The sequence below is a fragment of the Gordonia rubripertincta genome (assembly GCF_038024875.1).
Taxonomy (GTDB): Bacteria; Actinomycetota; Actinomycetes; order Mycobacteriales; family Mycobacteriaceae; genus Gordonia; species Gordonia rubripertincta.
The window spans coordinates 2919731-2937682 of the sequence record NZ_CP136136.1 but is presented as its reverse complement, the minus strand read 5'-3'; the positions used below and the strand labels follow the sequence as shown (position 1 = coordinate 2937682).

The window sequence follows — 17952 nt, the reverse complement described above, 5'->3', positions numbered from 1 at the left end:
CCGACCGCTCAGCACCGTCCCTTGGGCAGCTCGGTCAGGTTCTTGCCGAGCCAGTTGCCCAATCGAGTGAGCATCTTGGTGCCGTCGGTGAACGATCCGCTGCGCGGGATCGCCGCCATCGACACCGCGACCTGACCATCGACCGTGCTGATGACGCCGAGTTGGCGCACCAGGTGGGCGCCGGACTTCGACGTGGCCGGTCCCCAGCCGCCCTTGACCGCGGTCACCGCGCCCTGGTTCCGTCCGACCTTGGCGATACCCCACTGCTGATTCGGGGCGACGTCGCTCATCAGGCGGATGATGTTCTCGCTGCCGGGCAGACACGGCAGGTGCGCGCCGAACAGCGCCTGATCACGCAGGGCCCACGAGGTGTATCCCGGGAACGACGCAGGGGTGTCCACCTCCGACGAGACGTGCGTCCGGGTGTCGTGCCCTTCGCGAAGCACAGCGGTCACGGCGTCGACGGACGCGTGACCGCCACCGAGTACACCCCATAGCTCACCTGCGGCGTCGTTGTCGGAGAAGGTGATCGCCTTGTCCTCCATCATCGCGACGGCCGGACCGCGCTTGCGTTGGGCCGCCAGCGAGACCGGCACCTTCATCGTCGACCACGCCCGCCCCGCCTTGAGCGATCCGAACGAGATGACCTGGTCGCCCCCGATCGGCGCGATCGCGACGCCGAGCTGTCCGGGGAGCGACTTCTTCATCGACTTCTGGAGTGCGGCGTAGCTCTTGGCCAGCTTCTTCTCCACGGGCTCCGGTGGGGTGAACCAGGATGCGAACGGTTCCGGCAGCGGCGGCAGCGCTGGCAGCGGGACCGCGTTCGCGCTCCCCGCTCCGACGACAACGGACATCATCAACGCACCGATGACGAGCGCGCACCGAGTCACAACATTCACAATATTCTCCTGAGTCACTTTAGAAACAGAAGAATACTGCGACCATTGGACGGTTGACCAGCTCGTATACCCAATCGGGACCTTGTAGCGACCGGGAACCGTCGTCAGGTGTCGCAGCGGCCGCGCGGCAGCCGGGTCATGTTGGCGTCGAGCCAGCCGGCCATGGCATTCAAGGCCGCGATTCCGGCCGTCATCGATCCGCCGACCGCGCTCATCGCCACGGCGGTGCGCTGCCCGTCGCGATAGGTGAACAGACCGATCTGCCGGACGAGGTATCCCTCCGACATCCCCGGCCCCCAGCCGCCCTTCACGGCGGTGGCCGTCGGCGCCGACATGACCTCGACACCCCATCGCTGGTTCGCGGCGACCTCCCCCATGAGGGCGACCACCGACCGGGCGCCGTCGAGACACGGGAGGTTCGCGGTGAAGGCCGCGGCGTCGGGCAGCGCCCAGATCGTCTGCCCGAAGATCGTGTATCCCGGTCGACGTGGCGTTGCCGGGACGACCGTGGTGGTGTCACCACCGTCCCGCAGAACAGCTGTGACTGCATCGGCTGCGGCCTGACCTCCGCCCAGCGAGGACCACAGCGCCTCCGCGGAGCCGTTGTCGGAGTTGATGATCGCCGCAGAGGCGGCGGGGATCGGCCCGTTCTGGCGTTCGGCGGCGACCGCGAGTGGCACCTTGATCGTCGACCATGCGACCCGAGGTGTGGTGTCCCCGAGGGTCAGAGCGGGGACCGCATCGCCACCTACCGGCGCGACCGCGATGCCGACGGTCAGCCCGGTCGACGACGCGACCTTCCGGAAGCTCGCGGCGAGCGCGCCGTACGACGCAGAACCCGACGGCGCCCCGACGGAGGTCGACGGTGTCTGCGGCACCGACGGTGTAGAGGTCACGGTCACGGTGACCGGACTGATCGGAGCCGGATCGGCGGGGGTCGTGCACCCGGCGGCCACGGCCACGACACAACCGAGGGCCATCGCCACGAACTTCATCCGCTGTGAAGTCGTCATCAGTAGATGTGCACCACCGCGTCGTTCCCGCCGCGGCACGTGACGATCGCACCCTCGGGGACGCAGCTCATCGAATACGACTGACCGGTGACCGGACTCGCCGCGGTCACCACCCGCGGGGACCGGTCCTGTCCCGCGAGGAAGTACGCGTCCCGGACCGCGAAGGCGAACGGGCAGCTGGTCACCGACGTCCCCACTCCGACCGTCCCGTCGCACGGCGCGGACCCAGGCGGTGGCGCCGCCGGGGCACGGGGCCCCTGGGGTGCGTTCTCGACGGTCGGCGGGGCGACCGTCTCGGTGACCGTCGGGGTGGTCGGGTCGACGGCTTGCTCCGAACTGTCGCCACCCGAGCCCGCGAGCAGGATTCCCACGACGACGGCGATGCCCACGAGGACGATCGCGATCAGCCCGAGCAGGATCGGTATCGCGGTCGAACGCCGCTGCCCGGGTTGCGGATAGGGCGGATATCCGGGCGGCGGTCCGTACGCGGCCGGATACTGCGCCGCCGGGTACTGCTGGGGCCCTGAATACTGTTGAGGCCCTGAGTAGTACGACCCAGCGGCGATCTGCTGCGACTCCCCGAAGGTCTGCGGACCGGACATCTGCCGGGTTCCGGGGGCGTTCTCGGGGCCGGTCGTCTGGCGGACCTGCGTCGGTTCGTGGGCCGATTCGACGGGTGCGATGACGGTGTGGGGTGCCTTGATGATGCTGGTCGCCGGGTCTGCCGGCGTCTTCTCGAGCGAGACACCGGCCAGCGCCGCGCGGGCGGCCGCGGCCAGTTCCCGCGCCGACCGGAAACGCTCGGACGGTTCGGCGGAGAGACCTTTGCGGATCACCGCGTCCATCGCCGCGGGGACGTCGGCGTTGACCGAACTCGGCGCGGGCGGGGGCGACAGCACCGCGGCCTTGATCGCGGCACTCACGGTCTTCGCCGGGTGGGGCACCTGGCCGGTGAGGCACTCGAACAGCACACAGGTGAGGCCGTAGATGTCGGTCCCGGGCCCCGGGGATGCCGCGTCGAACAGCTCGGGTGCCATGTACGCGATCGAGCCGACGGCGGTACCGGTCTGCGTCAGGTGGGTGTCGTCGGCGCCGTAGGCGATGCCGAAGTCGACGAGATAGGCGAAGTCGTTCGCGTCGACGAGGACGTTCTCCGGTTTGACGTCCCGGTGTGTCAGCCCGTCGGCGTGCGCGGCGTCGAGCGCTGCCGCCACTTGCTCGACGATCGAGACCGCGCGCGCCGGTTCGAGTCTCGTCTCACGGGTGAGCAGTGCACGGAGGTCTTCACCGTTGACCAGGCGCATGTCGATGAAGAGCACGCCGTCGATCTCGCCCCAGTCGTGGATGGGGATGACATGCGGTTCGCCGAGACGTGCGGCGGCATGCGACTCCCGGCGGAATCGCTCCTGGTACATGGCGTCGTCGGCGAGACCCGGATTGAGCAGCTTTACCGCGACGACGCGTTCCTTGGTGGTGTCGTAGGCGCGATAGACCTCACCCATGCCGCCCCGGCCGAGCAACGCGTCGAGACGATATGGCCCGAACTGCGTACCCACCCGGCTTCCTGTCATGACCAGCAGCATAAGCTGCCCGACTTACACTTCTCTGTCGCCTGGTCGATCGCATCTGTCACCCGGACGATTCGGAGGCCGTCGGAGCCGGTGACTACCCTGATCACCATGCCCTCGCTGACCAAAGGCCAGAACGGCCCGCTGCCGACCTCCCAGATCGTCGTCACCGTCGACCTCGCGACCGCCGCGGACGTATCGGCTCTACTGGTGACCGACCGCGGCGTCGTGCGCAGTGACAACGACTTCGTCTTCTACAACCAGCCCACCGGCCCTGGCGTCTCGCTGCAACAGTCGCCCAACGGCCCGGCGCGCCTGCACATCTCGACCAATCAGATCCCGGAAGAGATCGACGCCGTCCGGGCCGTCATCACGCTCGACGACACGAACTCGACCTTCGGCCGGTTCGCACCGCCGATCGCGCGGCTCACCGATGCAGGGGGCCGCGAACTCTACGACTACACCGTCACCGGCCTCACCTCCGAGTCGGTTGTCATCGCCCTCGAGATCTACCGCCGCAATTTGGACTGGAAGGTGCGCGCCGTCGGGCAGGGTTATGCCGGCGGCTTCGCCGACCTCGTCCGCGACCACGGTGTGAGCGTCGACGAGGAGCCCACTCCGGTTCCCGTCCAGGCCGCGCCGACCTACTCGCCGCCGGTCACTCCCCCACCTGCGCCGACTCCCCCACCTGCACCGACTCCCCCGCCGGCCCCGCCACGCGCACCGGAGATCAGCCTGAGCAAGGATCGTCCGGTCAGCCTGACGAAGGGTCAGAAGGTCACGCTCCGCAAGGAGGGCGGCGTCAAGCTCACCAACATCCGAATGGGCCTCGGCTGGGACCCGGTGACCCGCCGGTTCGGCCGGTCGAGCGCCATCGACCTCGACGCGTCGGTGCTGATGTTCTCCGGAGGCCGGTGCGTCGACACGGTCTACTACGGGCACCTCACGAGCGACGACCGGTCGATCATGCACTCCGGCGACAACCTCACGGGTGCGGGCGAAGGCGACGATGAGGTCATCAACGTTGCGCTGCAATCGGTTTCGGCCTCCGTCGACGCGCTGATGTTCATTGTGACGTCGTACCGCGGGCAGACCTTCGAGGAGATCGACAACGCCTTCTGCCGGCTCGTCGACAACACGACCTCGGCCGAGCTGGCGCGCTACACCCTCAAGGGCGGCATGCCGTTCACTGCCGTCGCGATGGCCGTGATCAGCCGCGAGGGCGGCGAATGGAAGCTGCGCGCCATCGGTGACGGCTTCAACGCCAAGACCCCCAAGAAGGCGCTACCCCACGTGGGCAGGTACCTGTAGAACGCGCATCGCGTTGCGTTCGGCCCCGAAGACGGGAGCGAACGCAACGCGATTGCCTTACAGGCGGATTCAGATCACACCGTGCAGCGGCGGGTCCTCTCCGCGGAGAAGCCAGCGACCGATGTGCTGGTACTTCCACCGGACGGGGTCGTGCAGGGTGTGGGTCCGGGCATCGCGCCAGTAGCGGTCGAGCCTGGTTCCTGCTGCGGCGCTGCGGGTTCCGCTGACCTCGAACAGCGCCGACGCCACCGGCGTCGCGACCCGGTCGGCCACGGCCTTCGCCCGCGCCACCGCGATCGACGCCTCGGCGACAAGTTCCCGACGCGGCGCACCGGCCGAACCGGCCACCGCCTCGTCGACCTTCCGACCGGCCGCGGCGAGCATCGCCTCGGCAGTCGCGACGTCGACCTCGAGTTCACCGAAACGCTGGACCACCAGCGGATCGTCGACGGCACGGTCGACGCCCGCCTCGAACCACGGACGGGCCTTGGTGCGCACGAACTCGACTGCCTCGGTCAGCGCACCGCGAGCGATACCGACGTCGATCGCGACGTGCAGCAGCTGTGCGTACGCACCGTAGGCGGTGGGTGCCGACGTCGCCGACGCGCGGGCCACGAGGTCGGCCGCGGTCACCTCGACACCGGAGAACCGGACGGTTCCCGAGCCGGTGGTCCGCTGCCCCACGGCATCCCAGTCGTCCACGATCTCGACACCCGTCGAGTCCGCCGGGAGGAACGCCACATACTCGCCCGGTGCGAGGTCGCCGGCGGGCGCATCCAGCTTCGCCAGGACGGCAAGAGTGTGCGCGAACAGCGAACCCGTGCAGTAGAACTTCTCACCGTCGAGGACGAACCGGCCGGGGTCGCCGTCGACCGGGGTCAGCCGGGTCGAGATGTCGGCGATGGTCTTGCCACCGCGCTCCGACTGGGCGTTGGCCACTCGGCCACCGGCCAGGACGTCGGTGAAGATTCTCTCCTGCAACGCTTCTCCCGCGGAGAGGCGTACCAGGTTGAGGTAGACGAAGTGGCTGTGCGGGATCTGCGCGATGCTCGGATCGGCGGCGGCGAGGACCGAGACGACCTCGGCCAGCACGCTCGGCGCGACGTCGAGTCCACCGAACCGTGCAGGCACCGTCAGAGCGAGGAGACCCGACTTCGACAGGCGGTCGATCTCGGCGTACGGCAACCGACGGTCGCGGTCACGCTCGGCGGCGTCGGTCGTGAACGTCGCGGCCAGTCCCCGTGCCACGGACAGTGCTTCGGCGGTCGACCCGATCCGGTTCGCCGAATCGGGTCGGACCTGACTGACAGCTGTCACAGCACTGCTGCGGGAGTCTGCGATGCCTCGAGTTCGCGCACGAGCGGGAGCACCTTCTCGCCGAAGTACTCGATCTCCTCCTGAAAGTGCAGGAAGCCACCGAGGATGAGGTCGACACCGAGGCGCTTGTAGGCCACGATGCGCTCGGCGATCTGCTCCGGGGTTCCGATCAGCTGCGTCTTGAAGCCGTCGTTGTACTGGACGAGATCCTCGAACGTCGAGTCCGCCCACATGCCCTTCTTGTCGCCCGTCGAGTTGCCGGCCTGCTGCACAGCATCGCGGAATCCCTCCACCGCAGGACGATTCGCCTTCTCGACGATCTCGCGCAGGGTGTCGCGGGCTTCCTTCTCGGTGTCGCGGGCGATGATGAAGCCGTTCAGGCCGAACTTCACCGAACGGTTGTGCGCCTGGGCGACGGCACGCAGGTCGTCGATCTGCTCGGTGACGCCGTCGAAGTCCTTGCCGTTGGAGAAGTACCAGTCGGCGAAGCGGCCGCCGTTGTTGCGCGCCGCGGTCGAGTTGCCGCCCTGGAAGAGCTCCGGGTTCGGACGCTCGGGGGTGTTGAGCGGCTTCGGCTTCAGGGTGAAGTCGTGGATGCGGTAGAAGTCGCCGCGGTAGTCGACGTTGTCTTCGGTCCAGATCTTGCGGATGACCTCGAGGAACTCGCCGCTGCGGCGGTAGCGCTCGTCGTGCTCGAGCCACGGCTCACCGAGGTGGGTGAACTCGTCCTTGAACCAGCCGCTGACCACGTTGATGGCGAAACGACCCTTGGACAGGTGGTCGGCGGTGGCGCCGAGCTTGGCCAGGACGGCCGGGTGCCACAGGCCGGGGTGCACCGCGGCGATGACCTTCAGCCGCTGCGTCGCGAGGAGCAGCGCCAGGCTGAAACTCGTCGACTCGTGCTGGTATTCGGCGCCGTAGCTGGCCTCGTAACGCACCTGCGAGAGCGCGTATTCGAACCCGTTGTTCTCGGCGGTCTGGGCGAGCTTGATGTTGTAGTCGTAGCCCCAGTCGGTGCGCTGCTCGATGGTGCTGGTGACCAGGCCGCCGCTGACGTTGGGCACCCAGTAGGCGAACTTGATCTGGTCCGCGATGGAGTCGGTGGACATGGTGTTACCTCCGGAGATGAGCTTTCAGGTGGAGAGTGGATCGATCAGGACGGTGCGATCACGACGAGGCGGCTTGGAGTCGCGGCAGGAACGCGGTGCGGACCTCTTCGTTCGGACGCGCATCTGCCGCGTCGAGCAGGCCGCGTCGAGCGAGCGCCGGTCGGACTCCCTCACCGAAGTGGTAGGCCTCCTCGAGGTGCGGGTAGCCGGACAGGATGAAGTGATCGAGACCGAGGGCGGCGTACTCACCGATGAGCTCCGCGACCTCGTCGTAGGAACCGACGAGCGCGGTACCGGCACCGCCGCGCACCAGACCGACGCCGGACCAGACGCCCGGGTGGATCTCCAGCGAACGCGGGTCGGGCGAACCCTCGAAAGCGGCTCCGCGGCCGTGTAATTCGGACATACGACGCTGCCCCTCGGACTCCGACTGGGCGAGGTTCCGCTGGGCGGCGGCGACCTGCTCGGGATCGAGGTTGTCGAGGAGGCGCTCGGCCTCGGCCCAGGCCTGCTCGGAGGTCTCGCGGGCGATGACGTGGAACCGGATGCCGTGGTCGAGGGTGCGGCCCTGTGCGGCGGCGAGTCCGTTGATCCAGGCGATCTTCTGGGCGACCGCCTCGGGACGCTCACCCCAGGTGAGGTAGGTGTCGGCGTACTTCGCGGCCACGTCACCGGCGGCAGGCGACGATCCACCGAAGAAGACCGGCGGGGTCGGGGTGGGGCGACGGCCGAGGAGGGCGTTCTCCACGCGCAGATGCTTGCCGACGAAGTCGACGGGCTCGTCCTGGGTCCACAGACGGCGGATGATCTCCAGGTATTCGCCGCAGCGCTCGTAGCGGGCGTTCTTGGCCAGGAAGTCACCGAAGGCGCGCTGTTCGCTCGACTCGCCGCCGGTGACGACGTTGATCAGCAGGCGGCCCTCGGAATGCCACTGGAAGGTCGCCGACATCTGCGCTGCGAGAAGCGGCGAGATGAGGCCGGGGCGGAAGGCGATCAGGAATTTGAGGGTCTCGGTCGAGTCGATGAGCGCCGCGGTGGTCAGCCACGCGTCCTCACACCAGAGTCCGGCCGGGGTCAGGACGGCTTCGAAGCCGTTGACCTCGGCCGCACCCGCGAGCTGCTTGAGGTAACGAAGGTCGGCCGGCCGGTCCCCGTTCATCTGGCTGCCGTGCCCGCCCGCGATCAGATTGCGGGAGTCACCGTAGGTGGGCAGGAACCAGTGGAAATGCAGAGACACCGCGAGGGCACCTTTCGTCGTAGAGCGTCGGGGGTGGAGCGGCAGGCGTGACCGGCAGCACCGATTGGGATCGGCACTGCGCCACACATGTCGACCCCAAGTGTCGGGCACCGGTGAGACGCGAGGCCACCATTGAAATCGCCGTGACGCCAAGTGGACAACGGCCCGCACGGTTCGGTAGAGGCCGCGTTTCCGCAGGTCAGCGACACGTGAGAGACAAGGGTACGGCGGCCGACAACACCCGTCGCCGACGAAGTCGACAACCAGGTCCCGAATACGGGGAACACCGCCCGCTCTTCGGAGGGGTCCGGTCAGGACCAGCTCAGCGGGGCCTCAATCCGATGGTCGCCACTGCCCCATTCCGAGGAAGACCATCACCAGCTGCCGTTCGGTGCGCTCGACGATCTCCTTCTCGGCGCCGCGTCCGCGGTACTCGCCGTCGAGCAGATCGGCCACGGCGGTCAGCATGATCGTGACGATGAGCTCGGCGGCGATCTCGAGGTCTTCGGGCTGCCACGGGGCGAGGTCCGGAATCCGGGCGAGGTCGATCGTCAGTTCCTTGGCGAAGAGTCGTAGTTCGGTGTCGATGGCGCGGCGGATCTCGGCGATACCGCCGTGCTGCTCGCGGATGAGGAAGCGGAACTGCGATTCGTTCTCGCGGACGTGGCGCAAGAGGATGTCGAGAGAGTTCTTCGCGGTCGGCATCGCCTGACGCGCGGCGAGATCACGCCGACCTTCACGCAGTGCTCGACGCAGGACTCGCATCGAGTCCTCGACCACGGTGACCCCGAGATCCTCCATCGAGGCGAAGTGCCGGTAGAAGGCCGTGGGCACGATGCCTGCACCGCGGGCCACCTCGCGCAGGCTGATGCTGCCGAAACTGCGTTCGCCGACGAGGGATCTCGTGCTGTCGAGGAGCGCTTGCCGCGTCTGGTTCTTCTTGTCCGCACGCGTCTGCGCATCGCGCTGGTCCGAACTCCGCGTGCGTGTCACAGAGCCGAGTGTATTCGCCCCGACCTCCGACCCCGGCCCCGACCTCCCGACGATCGTGATGGCCGTCACACGACTCTCCGCTTGACTAGTACAGGCGTCAACATGTCACACTCGTTTGTGTACACCTGTACACCCAAATCATGTGAACGGAGCCCATCCATGAGCATCCGCACCTCCCATAACCCGACTCCGCGTAACGCCGCCGGCAGCCCCGGCCGCTGGAACCGCCTGGTCGGTTCGATCGTCGAGGCGGCATTGTCCCCGCATCCGGTCGACCGTTATCTCGAACTGCTCGACCCGATGCTCACCTGGCGCGACCTGCGCGGTGAGATCGTCCGGGTCGAGCATCCGACGCCTCGCACAGTGCGTCTCACCATCCGTCCGACGCGACAGTGGCGTGGCCACCGAGCAGGCCAGTTCGTGCAGCTCAGCGTCGTTATCGACGGCGTCCGGCACGCCCGGTGCTTCTCGCCGGCCAATGCTGCCGCCGGCCCGGACGGCGACATCGAGCTGACCATCACCGCCAACGACGACGGCCTCGTCTCCAAGTACCTGGCCGCCAAGGCCCGGACCGGCGATGTCGTCGGACTGTCCCAGGCCGACGGCGACTTCGCGTTGCCGGAGACCGACCCGACGTCAGCCGTCTTCATCAGCGGGGGCAGCGGCGTTACACCTGTGCTCTCAATGGTGCGGACACTCGTGTCCCGAGGGTACGCCGGACCGATCACCTTCGTGCACTACGCGCGCACGGCGTCCGAGGTCGCGTACCGCACCGAGCTCGCCGCACTGGCGGCCGAGCATCCCAACCTCGACCTTCGGATGCACCACACCCGCGAGGCCGACGACGGCCACTTCACCCCCGCGCATCTCGACGACATCCCCGGTCTCGCCGACGCCGATGTCTTCGTCTGCGGACCCCTGGCCCTGATGGATGCCGTCGCCGAGGCGCACGCCGAGCTCGGCATCTCGCAGCCGTTGCACAGCGAGGCGTTCACCCTGGCCGCACCGACGGTCGTCGACCCCGATTCGGTCGAGGGTGAACTGACGTTCTCACGGTCCGGGGCAACGGCGACCAACGACGGTCGTCCGATCCTCGACCAGGCCGAGGCCGCCGGGCTCACCCCTGAATCCGGTTGCCGGATGGGAATCTGCTTCTCCTGCACCGCCGTGAAGAAGTCGGGCTGCACCCGCAACGTGCTCACCGGCGAGACCGACACCGAGTCCGACACGCAGATCCAGCTGTGCATCAACGCCCCGGTCGGTTCCGTCGACATCGAGATCTGACGGTCGGCCACCGCGCCGACATCCACCCATTCCACTCCTACCCAGCAGGAGGCACACCATGACCATCGACATCGCCAAGGACACCCGTCCCGCACCCACCGAGAACCTGCCCGCCGTCGTCGAGGCCGAGAACATCACCTTCGAGAACAGCGACCCCAACACCGTCGTCCTGTCCTATGAACAGGTCGAGGCGCTGGGACGTGACCTGGACGAGCTGCGCTCCCGGATCGTCGACGATCTCGGTCAGAAGGACCGCGACTACCTGTACTCGGTCATCCGTGCCCAGCGCGGGTTCGAGATCGGCGGCCGCGCACTCATGTACCTCGGGTTCTTCCCGCCGGCCTGGATCGCCGCCGTGGGCGCACTCTCCGTGTCGAAGATCCTCGACAACATGGAGATCGGCCACAACGTGATGCACGGCCAATACGACTGGATGCGCGAGGACACCTACAACTCCCGGGAATTCGAGTGGGACACCGTGTGCCCGGCCGACCAGTGGAAGCACAGCCACAACTACCTGCACCACACGTTCACCAACATCCTCGGCGAGGACCGCGACATCGGTTACGGCATCCTGCGGATGGCGCGTGACCAGAAGTGGAATCCCTACTACCTGGGCAATCTCGGCTATGCAACCGCCCTCATGCTTCTGTTCGAGTGGGGTGTCATGCTCCACGACCTGGAGGCGGAGAACGTGATCCAGGGCAAGCGCAAGTGGCGTGACATCAAGGGCCTGGTGAAGGGCATGTGGCGCAAAGCCGGTCGACAGGTCCTCAAGGACTACGTCGTCTTCCCCGCGCTGACCGGCCCGCTGTTCGTCCCGACCCTCATCGGCAACGCCACCGCCAACCTGGTGCGCAACGTGTGGACGTACTCGATCATCTTCTGCGGCCACTTCCCCACCGGTGCACAGACCTTCACCCCGGAGGAGTGCCAGAACGAGACGCGCGGCCAGTGGTACCTGCGCCAGATGCTCGGCTCGGCCAACATCACCGGCAGCCCGCTGTTCCACATCATGAGCGGCAACCTGTCCCACCAGATCGAGCACCATCTGTTCCCGGACATCCCGGCGAGCCGCTACCCGGAGATGTCGGCGGAGGTGCAGGAGATCTGCGAGCGCTACGGCCTGCCCTACAACACCGGCTCGCTCAGTCACCAGCTGACGTCGACCTGGAAGAAGATCGCGAAGCTGTCGCTGCCGAACTGGATGACCCGCGACGACGACGACCTCACCGTCATCGTCGAACGCGAGAAGCCCGCTTCGGCGGCTTGAACAGCAGGTCTTTAAGACCGTTTGACCGACTGGTCCCGGGGGTAACCTCGGGACCAGTCGCGCTCTACCGGCGCGTCCGGACGCTTACACGCGGGGGACATCACCCTTTAAGAACCCAGGGGGTCACAGATGGTCGACAGCATCGAACGGAACAAGGATCTGATGCAAGAGCTGATCGAGTCCACGGCCACTCACGTGGGCCGCATCGCCACAATCATCACCGGCGCTGTCGCCGGGGTGACCCGCGAGATCGGGGAGATCGTCACCGACGGGTTCGAGATGCGGGAGGCCGCGCGCAAGGCGAAGGCCGACGAGCTCGCTCGCGATGGCGAGTGGGGCATCGTCGATGCCGAGTTCGCCTACGCCGAATCCATCCACGACGCCGATCTGTCGGAGCCGTTTTCCGAGTCCGAGCAGGCACGAGAAGTGACAGGAGTGGACATGGACGAGATCCCCGATCGCATCGACGTCGGTGAGCAGGCCGGCATCGACCAGGAAGGAGAGGTCTCCCGGGAGGCCCAACTCCCCAACGACGGCGGTGCGACCGATCAGGACGAGCCCGACGTGGATGACCCGCGGGAGATCGCCGCCGAGGAGCCCCGCATCGCACCTGACACCGATCACTTGTGAGACGGCGCTCACCCTCTTGAGATCTGGGGTGGATACAACCTTTGCAAAACGGCGGACTCGCCCGTAGCTTGGTCCTGGTTTTCCTAGTTCATGGAGGTTCTGTCGATGTCGGTGCGTGAGGTTCTCACCTTTCCCAACCCCGTGAACGACTACGCGGCCCGTACGACCGCAGGACTGGTCGTCGCCCTCGCGATCATCGCGGTCGCGGTCAACAGTCCGATCTTGTACGGCCTGCTGGCGCTCGGGTTCGCGTTGCGCGTGGCGTCGGGCCCGACCCTCTCCCCGTTCGGGCAGCTCTCGGTGAAGTTCATCGTCCCGAAGATCGTTCGCAAGGAGAAGCTGGTCCCGGGTCCGCCGAAGCGCTTCGCCCAGACCATCGGTCTGGTGGTCAGCGGTACGGCGTTCGTGCTCAGCCTCCTCGGTTTCGGCCTGGCCGCGCAGATCACCACCGGCGTCCTGATCTTCGCGGCGACGCTCGAGTCGGTCTTCGGATTCTGCCTCGGCTGCACCATCTTCGGCTTCCTGCAGCGCGCGGGCATCATCCCCGAGTCCGTGTGCGAGGCCTGCAACAACATCTCGCTGCGCAACCCCGCAGCCGTCTAGCTCCGCAAACCCACCCTTTATCCGTAAAGCCACCACCCGCGCGGGTGGTGGCTTTACGGATAATGGGTGGGTTTGCAGCGAGTCAGTCCTTCACCGCGCGGTCGGGCACGGTCATCGCCATCATCATGATCTCGGTCTCGCTGTAGTCCCGGCCGGGGTGTTCGGAGGCGAGGTGGGCCTGGACCTTGGGGACGAAGTCGTCTTCGAGGGCCGTGATGGACTCGCCACAGGGGCAACGCAGGTTGTATGCCATGCGTCACATCCTATCGGGACCGGTCCGTCAGTCCAGGATGCCGAGTGCGATCCCGTCGAGGATGTCGTGCTCGCTGACGACGAGTTCGGTGATACCAGCGCGTTCGGCCAGCACCTTTGCGAGTTCCAGCGTGACCAGCGATCCCCCGCCGATGACGTCGACGCGACCGGGGTGCATCGGCCCCAGGGCGGCGCGGTCGGCGCGGGTCATGTGGACGAGGCTCCAGCACACACGGTCCAGGTCGGCCAGCGAGATACGGGACAGGTGGATCTTCTCCGAGTCGTACTCGGTCAGCCCGGCGCCGAGCGCGGCGAGCGTCGTCATCGTCCCGGCGACGCCGACCCACGTCCGTGCAGGCTCGACGGGCACCCGCGCGAAGGCCTCGGCCAGTCGGTCGGCGGCAAACGCCTGGGCGGCGGCGATCTCCTCGGTGGTCGGCGGATCGGACGGCAGGGTGCGTTCGGTCAGGCGAACACATCCGATGTCCGCCGAGTACGCGGCGTGGACACCGTCGGTGTCGCCGAGCACCACCTCGGTCGAGCCGCCCCCGAGATCGGTGACCACGAAAGGTCCACTGCCAGGGTCCAATTCGCCGACGGCCCCACGGAAGGACAGACGGGCTTCCTCATCGCCCGAGATGACCTCGGCGATGGCGCCGTCGGAGACACAGCCCAACAGGTCGGCGGTCATCGCGAAGAACTCGTCGCGGTTCGACGCATCCCGTGTCGCCGAAGTCGCGACCATGCGGACCTTCTTGACGCCCAGCGATTCCATCGTCGTGACGTACTCGGCGAGCGCGACCCGGGTGCGTTCGATCGATTCCGGGGCGAACTGCCCCGTCGCGTCGACACCGTAACCCAGTCGTACGACGCGCATCTCGCGATGCAGGTCGACGAGGCGGCCGCCCTCACCGGCCCGGGCCACGAGGAGACGTATCGAGTTGGTTCCGCAGTCGACGGCGCCGACGATCGTCACGCGTCGTCCCCGGCGGTCTCCGTCGGCGGAAGAGTGTCCGGCCAATCGGCCGGGATCGCGGTGCCCCGCAAGCCGTTCGCGGCGGCGAGAGCCACCGCCTCGTCGCCGAACGGGTTGACGCCCGGCCCCTTGGCGAGCGAGTGCGCGATCAGCACATGCAGGCACTTCACCCGGTCGGGCATGCCGCCCCCGGTGAAGTCGGTGCCCAACGATTCGATGGCGTCGCGCTCGGCGAGGTACTCCTCGTGTGCACGACGATAGGCCGCCGCGAGCTCCGGGTCGGTCGACAACCGCGCGGTCATCCCCCGCATCACGCCCGCCGATTCCTGACGGCTGGCCTCGGCGGTGAGCCGCGGATCGGTCAGGTAGTACAGCGTCGGGAACGGCGTGCCGTCGGGCAGCCGCGGCGCGGTCTTGACGACGGCCGGCTGACCGTCCGGAGTGCGATAACTGATCTCGATGACGCCCCGCGGCTCGCGTCCCAGCTGCGCTGCGACGGTGGCGAGGTCTTCTTCTGACACGCTCACGGTCTGGAACCTCACTGCGCGGCGGGCGGAGTCGACAGGGTGTCCCAGAGGTTGCCGTACCAGGGTGCGCGGGCACGCTCCTCGGCACGTTCGGCAGCCTCGCGGCGGGCCTGGTCGGCGGGGAACAACATCACGAGCGGGATCTCTCCTGGTTTGACGAACTGCAGACGCGTCCGCGCCTGGGCCTCGATGTAGGCGGGATCGTTCTGCTCGTTGACCTTCTGCTGGTAGTCGGCGACCTCGCGCCGCAGCTGTTCGTTCGACGCGGTCAGCTGACGGAACTCCGATCGCTGACTGAAGTACGTCCGCAGCGGCATCGCCAGCGTCAGGGCGACGACGCAGACCACGACCACCGTGATGACGAGCGTCGCCACGGTGGCCGGGGTCATCTCGAAGCGGCGCAGACGAGCACTCAGACCGGACCGCATCCGGTTCCGGGGCGCGCTCGGCCGGGGGCGACGAACCCGCTCAGCGGACGGTTCGGCGGTGTCGGCCGCGACGTCCTGGACTTCGGCTGCGGTGTCCGCAGTCGCGTCGTCGATCAGCTCCTGCTCACCGGTCTCGGCGACCGAGACCGGTGAGACAGGCCGAGCCGGACGTCCGGAGCGATCATGCCGTCGCGTGCGACGGGCGTCGCGTACGCGCGGATCGGCCTTCCGATCACGCGCACGCTGACGCCCGTCACCGCGGTGACGTCGTTCCGAACCCATGAAGACAGCTAATCACGAACCAAACGAGAAACGCGGGAAGGCGAGGTCCCCCGCGTAGCGTGCCGCATCGCCGAGACCCTCTTCGATGCGCAGCAGCTGGTTGTACTTGGCGACACGCTCGGAACGAGCGGGCGCGCCGGTCTTGATCTGGCCGCAGCTGCAGGCGACGGCGAGGTCGGCGATGGTGGTGTCCTCGGTCTCACCGGACCGGTGGCTCATCATCGACTTGTAGCCGTTGTTGTGCGCGAGAGCGACGGCGTCGAGGGTCTCGGTCAGCGTGCCGATCTGGTTGACCTTGACCAGCAGCGCGTTGGCGATGCCCTTCGAGATGCCCTCTTCGAGGCGCTCGGGGTTGGTGACGAACAGGTCGTCGCCGACCAGCTGCACCCGGTCGCCGATCGACTCGGTCAGCTTGGCCCAACCGGTCCAATCGTCCTCGGACAGGCCGTCCTCGATCGACACGATCGGGTAGTCGCTGATGAGCTTCTCGTAGAACGACACCATGGCGTCGGCGTCGAACTCCTTGCCCTCGAGCTTGTAGACGCCGTTGGAGTAGAACTCGGTCGATGCGGCGTCGAGCGCGATGACGACGTCACGGCCGAAGTTGTAGCCGGCCTTTCCGACGGCCTCACCGATCACGGCGATGGCGGCCTCGGTGTTCGGCAGGTCGGGGGCGAAGCCGCCCTCGTCGCCGAGCGCGGTGTTCAGGCCCTGCTTGTGCAGCACCGACTTGAGCGCGTGGTAGACCTCGGCGCCGCAGCGGAGGGCTTCCTTGAAGGTGGGAGCGCCGACCGGAGCGATCATGAACTCCTGGAAGTCGATCCCGTTGTCCGCGTGCTCACCGCCGTTGATGATGTTCATCATCGGGACCGGCAGGATGTGGGCGTTGGGGCCGCCGATGTAGCGGAACAGGGGCAGACCGGCCGACTCGGCTGCACCCTTGGCCACCGCGAGCGACACACCGAGCAGCGCGTTGGCGCCGATGCGGCTCTTGTCGGGGGTTCCGTCGCAGTCCAGCAGTGCCTGGTCGACGAGACGCTGTTCCTCGGCCTCGATGCCGATCACCGCGGGTGCCAGCTCGCCGAGGACGCCCTCGACGGCCTTGGTGACGCCCTTGCCCAGGTACCGCTCGCCGCCGTCACGGAGCTCGACGGCCTCGTGTTCGCCGGTGGAAGCGCCCGACGGAACGGCGGCGCGGGTGAAGGTGCCGTCGTCCAGGACGACCTCGACCTCGACCGTCGGGTTTCCCCGCGAATCGAGAATCTCGCGCGCACCTACCTGCTCGATGATTGCCACGGCTGAACCCCAATCTCGGTGGACGTGCCGGCTGTGATGCCGGTCGGTAGGTCAAAGAGTAGTGGCTGCATCCGCGGTCCACGAGACAAGGTCTCGTGGTACGGCTGCAACCGTCCGGCTCCCGTGTCAGAAACGGACGTTGATCGAGTAGGCGTTGGCGTGATCGCGCACGTCGAGGACGTATGCCATCGAGTTGTTGTACGTGCGGACCGCCTTCTCCCAGCCCTCGGCGACGGTCATGTCGTTTCCCGAGGAGACGCACAGGTAGCGGGCGGCGGAGAGTGCCGCGTCGTCGATGTTGTCGGGGTCGGGGACGCCGTCGCCGCTGGCGTCCACGCCGTAGCGCTTCCACGTCTCGGGGATGAACTGGAACGGCCCCATGGCGCGGTCGTGGGTGGGGTCACCGTCGAGGCGGCCGCCGTCGGTGTCGCGGATCTCCATGTTGCCCTTGGTGCCGTCGAGCTGGACCCCACGGATCGGCGGGCTGACGTCGCCGTTGGCGGCGACGCTGGACCCCCGATAGCGCCCGTGCTTGCTCTCGACACCGGCGATGCCGGCCAGCGTCGTCCATGCGATGCCGCATTCGGGGTGCTGCTGCCGCTGGATCTCCGCGGCGTTGCCGTAGGCCTGCAGGGACACGATCGGGATACCGGTCGACTCCGAGATGGGTTCGGCCCATTCACGCATCTTGTCGGCGGTGCGCCCGGGCGCATTGATGTCGATGTAGGGCTGCGGCACACCCGCGCCGGGCGGGATGCCCTCGGGGATGTCGGGCCTGTTCAGCGACGGGAGATCGATGCATGCGGAGAGCAGCACCGTCGAGGCGATCGCCACACCGCCCGCCACCAGCCCGTTCCTCCACGAGCGACGGTTCCGCCCCCGGCCCAACACACGCATTCCCCGTTCCACTCCTGTCTGAAGATCCTGGGCGAGCCGCTGCCCGCCCGATCGACC

The 17952-nt window shown here is 67.5% G+C and carries 18 protein-coding genes; 5 read left to right on the top strand and 13 right to left on the bottom strand.

The features are described from left to right. Window positions 1–8: 8 nt before the first annotated feature. The 3 genes from RVF83_RS13330 to RVF83_RS13320 all read right to left on the bottom strand — a co-directional run bounded on the left by RVF83_RS13330 (window position 9) and on the right by RVF83_RS13320 (window position 3495). Window positions 9–854, bottom strand: a complete 846-nt coding sequence (locus tag RVF83_RS13330) for a hypothetical protein (RefSeq protein ID WP_039880082.1) — start codon at window positions 852–854, stop codon at window positions 9–11. Window positions 855–1003: 149 nt separating this feature from the next. Further along, complete coding sequence (locus RVF83_RS13325; RefSeq protein WP_005195601.1) at window positions 1004–1912, bottom strand: hypothetical protein; 909 nt, start codon at window positions 1910–1912, stop codon at window positions 1004–1006. Then, the gene (locus RVF83_RS13320) at window positions 1912–3495 is read right to left on the bottom strand and encodes a serine/threonine-protein kinase (RefSeq protein WP_005195600.1); all 1584 of its coding nucleotides are present in this window, start codon (window positions 3493–3495) and stop codon (window positions 1912–1914) included. Before RVF83_RS13320 ends, RVF83_RS13325 begins: the two co-directional genes overlap by 1 nt. Before the next feature lie 96 nt (window positions 3496–3591). Here RVF83_RS13320 and RVF83_RS13315 point away from each other — a divergent pair, with 96 nt between their 5' ends. Further along, window positions 3592–4791 (top strand): TerD family protein, encoded by a 1200-nt coding sequence (locus RVF83_RS13315; protein WP_005195599.1) that lies wholly within the window; start codon window positions 3592–3594, stop codon window positions 4789–4791. A gap of 69 nt (window positions 4792–4860) precedes the next feature. Here RVF83_RS13315 and RVF83_RS13310 read toward each other — a convergent pair whose 3' ends face one another. The 4 genes from RVF83_RS13310 to RVF83_RS13295 all read right to left on the bottom strand — a co-directional run bounded on the left by RVF83_RS13310 (window position 4861) and on the right by RVF83_RS13295 (window position 9447). Further along, entirely contained in the window at window positions 4861–6108 is a 1248-nt protein-coding gene (locus RVF83_RS13310) for an SfnB family sulfur acquisition oxidoreductase (RefSeq protein WP_005195598.1), read from the bottom strand. Beyond that, complete coding sequence (gene sfnG, locus RVF83_RS13305; protein ID WP_005195597.1) at window positions 6105–7217, bottom strand: dimethylsulfone monooxygenase SfnG; 1113 nt, start codon at window positions 7215–7217, stop codon at window positions 6105–6107. The genes RVF83_RS13310 and sfnG overlap by 4 nt, the downstream gene beginning before the upstream one ends. 58 nt (window positions 7218–7275) lie before the next feature. Beyond that, window positions 7276–8454 (bottom strand): LLM class flavin-dependent oxidoreductase, encoded by a 1179-nt coding sequence (locus tag RVF83_RS13300; protein WP_005195595.1) that lies wholly within the window; start codon window positions 8452–8454, stop codon window positions 7276–7278. A 333-nt stretch (window positions 8455–8787) separates the two neighbouring features. After that, window positions 8788–9447 (bottom strand): TetR family transcriptional regulator, encoded by a 660-nt coding sequence (locus RVF83_RS13295; protein WP_039880079.1) that lies wholly within the window; start codon window positions 9445–9447, stop codon window positions 8788–8790. Window positions 9448–9606: 159 nt separating this feature from the next. On the opposite strand from RVF83_RS13295, the gene RVF83_RS13290 reads away from it, so the two are divergent. The 4 genes from RVF83_RS13290 (at window position 9607) to RVF83_RS13275 (ending at window position 13237) form a co-directional block, all read left to right on the top strand. Further along, a complete protein-coding gene (locus RVF83_RS13290) occupies window positions 9607–10731 on the top strand; it encodes a ferredoxin reductase (RefSeq protein WP_005195592.1) in 1125 nt (374 codons plus the stop codon). A 58-nt stretch (window positions 10732–10789) separates the two neighbouring features. Then, complete coding sequence (locus tag RVF83_RS13285) at window positions 10790–12004, top strand: fatty acid desaturase family protein (protein ID WP_005195591.1); 1215 nt, start codon at window positions 10790–10792, stop codon at window positions 12002–12004. Between the two features lie 129 nt (window positions 12005–12133). Then, entirely contained in the window at window positions 12134–12634 is a 501-nt protein-coding gene (locus RVF83_RS13280) for a hypothetical protein (protein WP_005195590.1), read from the top strand. A gap of 105 nt (window positions 12635–12739) precedes the next feature. After that, window positions 12740–13237 (top strand): DUF4395 domain-containing protein, encoded by a 498-nt coding sequence (locus tag RVF83_RS13275; RefSeq protein ID WP_005195589.1) that lies wholly within the window; start codon window positions 12740–12742, stop codon window positions 13235–13237. A gap of 82 nt (window positions 13238–13319) precedes the next feature. Here RVF83_RS13275 and RVF83_RS13270 read toward each other — a convergent pair whose 3' ends face one another. The 6 genes from RVF83_RS13270 to RVF83_RS13245 all read right to left on the bottom strand — a co-directional run bounded on the left by RVF83_RS13270 (window position 13320) and on the right by RVF83_RS13245 (window position 17895). Further along, window positions 13320–13490 (bottom strand): hypothetical protein, encoded by a 171-nt coding sequence (locus RVF83_RS13270; RefSeq protein ID WP_005195588.1) that lies wholly within the window; start codon window positions 13488–13490, stop codon window positions 13320–13322. Window positions 13491–13517: 27 nt separating this feature from the next. Continuing rightward, on the bottom strand, window positions 13518–14465 hold the full coding sequence (locus RVF83_RS13265) for a Ppx/GppA phosphatase family protein (RefSeq protein WP_005195587.1): 948 nt from the start codon (window positions 14463–14465) through the stop codon (window positions 13518–13520). After that, entirely contained in the window at window positions 14462–14992 is a 531-nt protein-coding gene (locus tag RVF83_RS13260) for a DUF501 domain-containing protein (RefSeq protein ID WP_005195586.1), read from the bottom strand. The genes RVF83_RS13265 and RVF83_RS13260 overlap by 4 nt, the downstream gene beginning before the upstream one ends. Window positions 14993–15003: 11 nt before the next feature. Next, window positions 15004–15702, bottom strand: a complete 699-nt coding sequence (locus tag RVF83_RS13255; RefSeq protein ID WP_005195585.1) for a septum formation initiator family protein — start codon at window positions 15700–15702, stop codon at window positions 15004–15006. Window positions 15703–15714: 12 nt separating this feature from the next. After that, on the bottom strand, window positions 15715–16998 hold the full coding sequence (gene eno / locus RVF83_RS13250; RefSeq protein WP_005195584.1) for a phosphopyruvate hydratase: 1284 nt from the start codon (window positions 16996–16998) through the stop codon (window positions 15715–15717). A gap of 126 nt (window positions 16999–17124) precedes the next feature. Beyond that, window positions 17125–17895, bottom strand: a complete 771-nt coding sequence (locus RVF83_RS13245) for a lytic transglycosylase domain-containing protein (RefSeq protein WP_005195582.1) — start codon at window positions 17893–17895, stop codon at window positions 17125–17127. Window positions 17896–17952 lie beyond the last annotated feature (57 nt).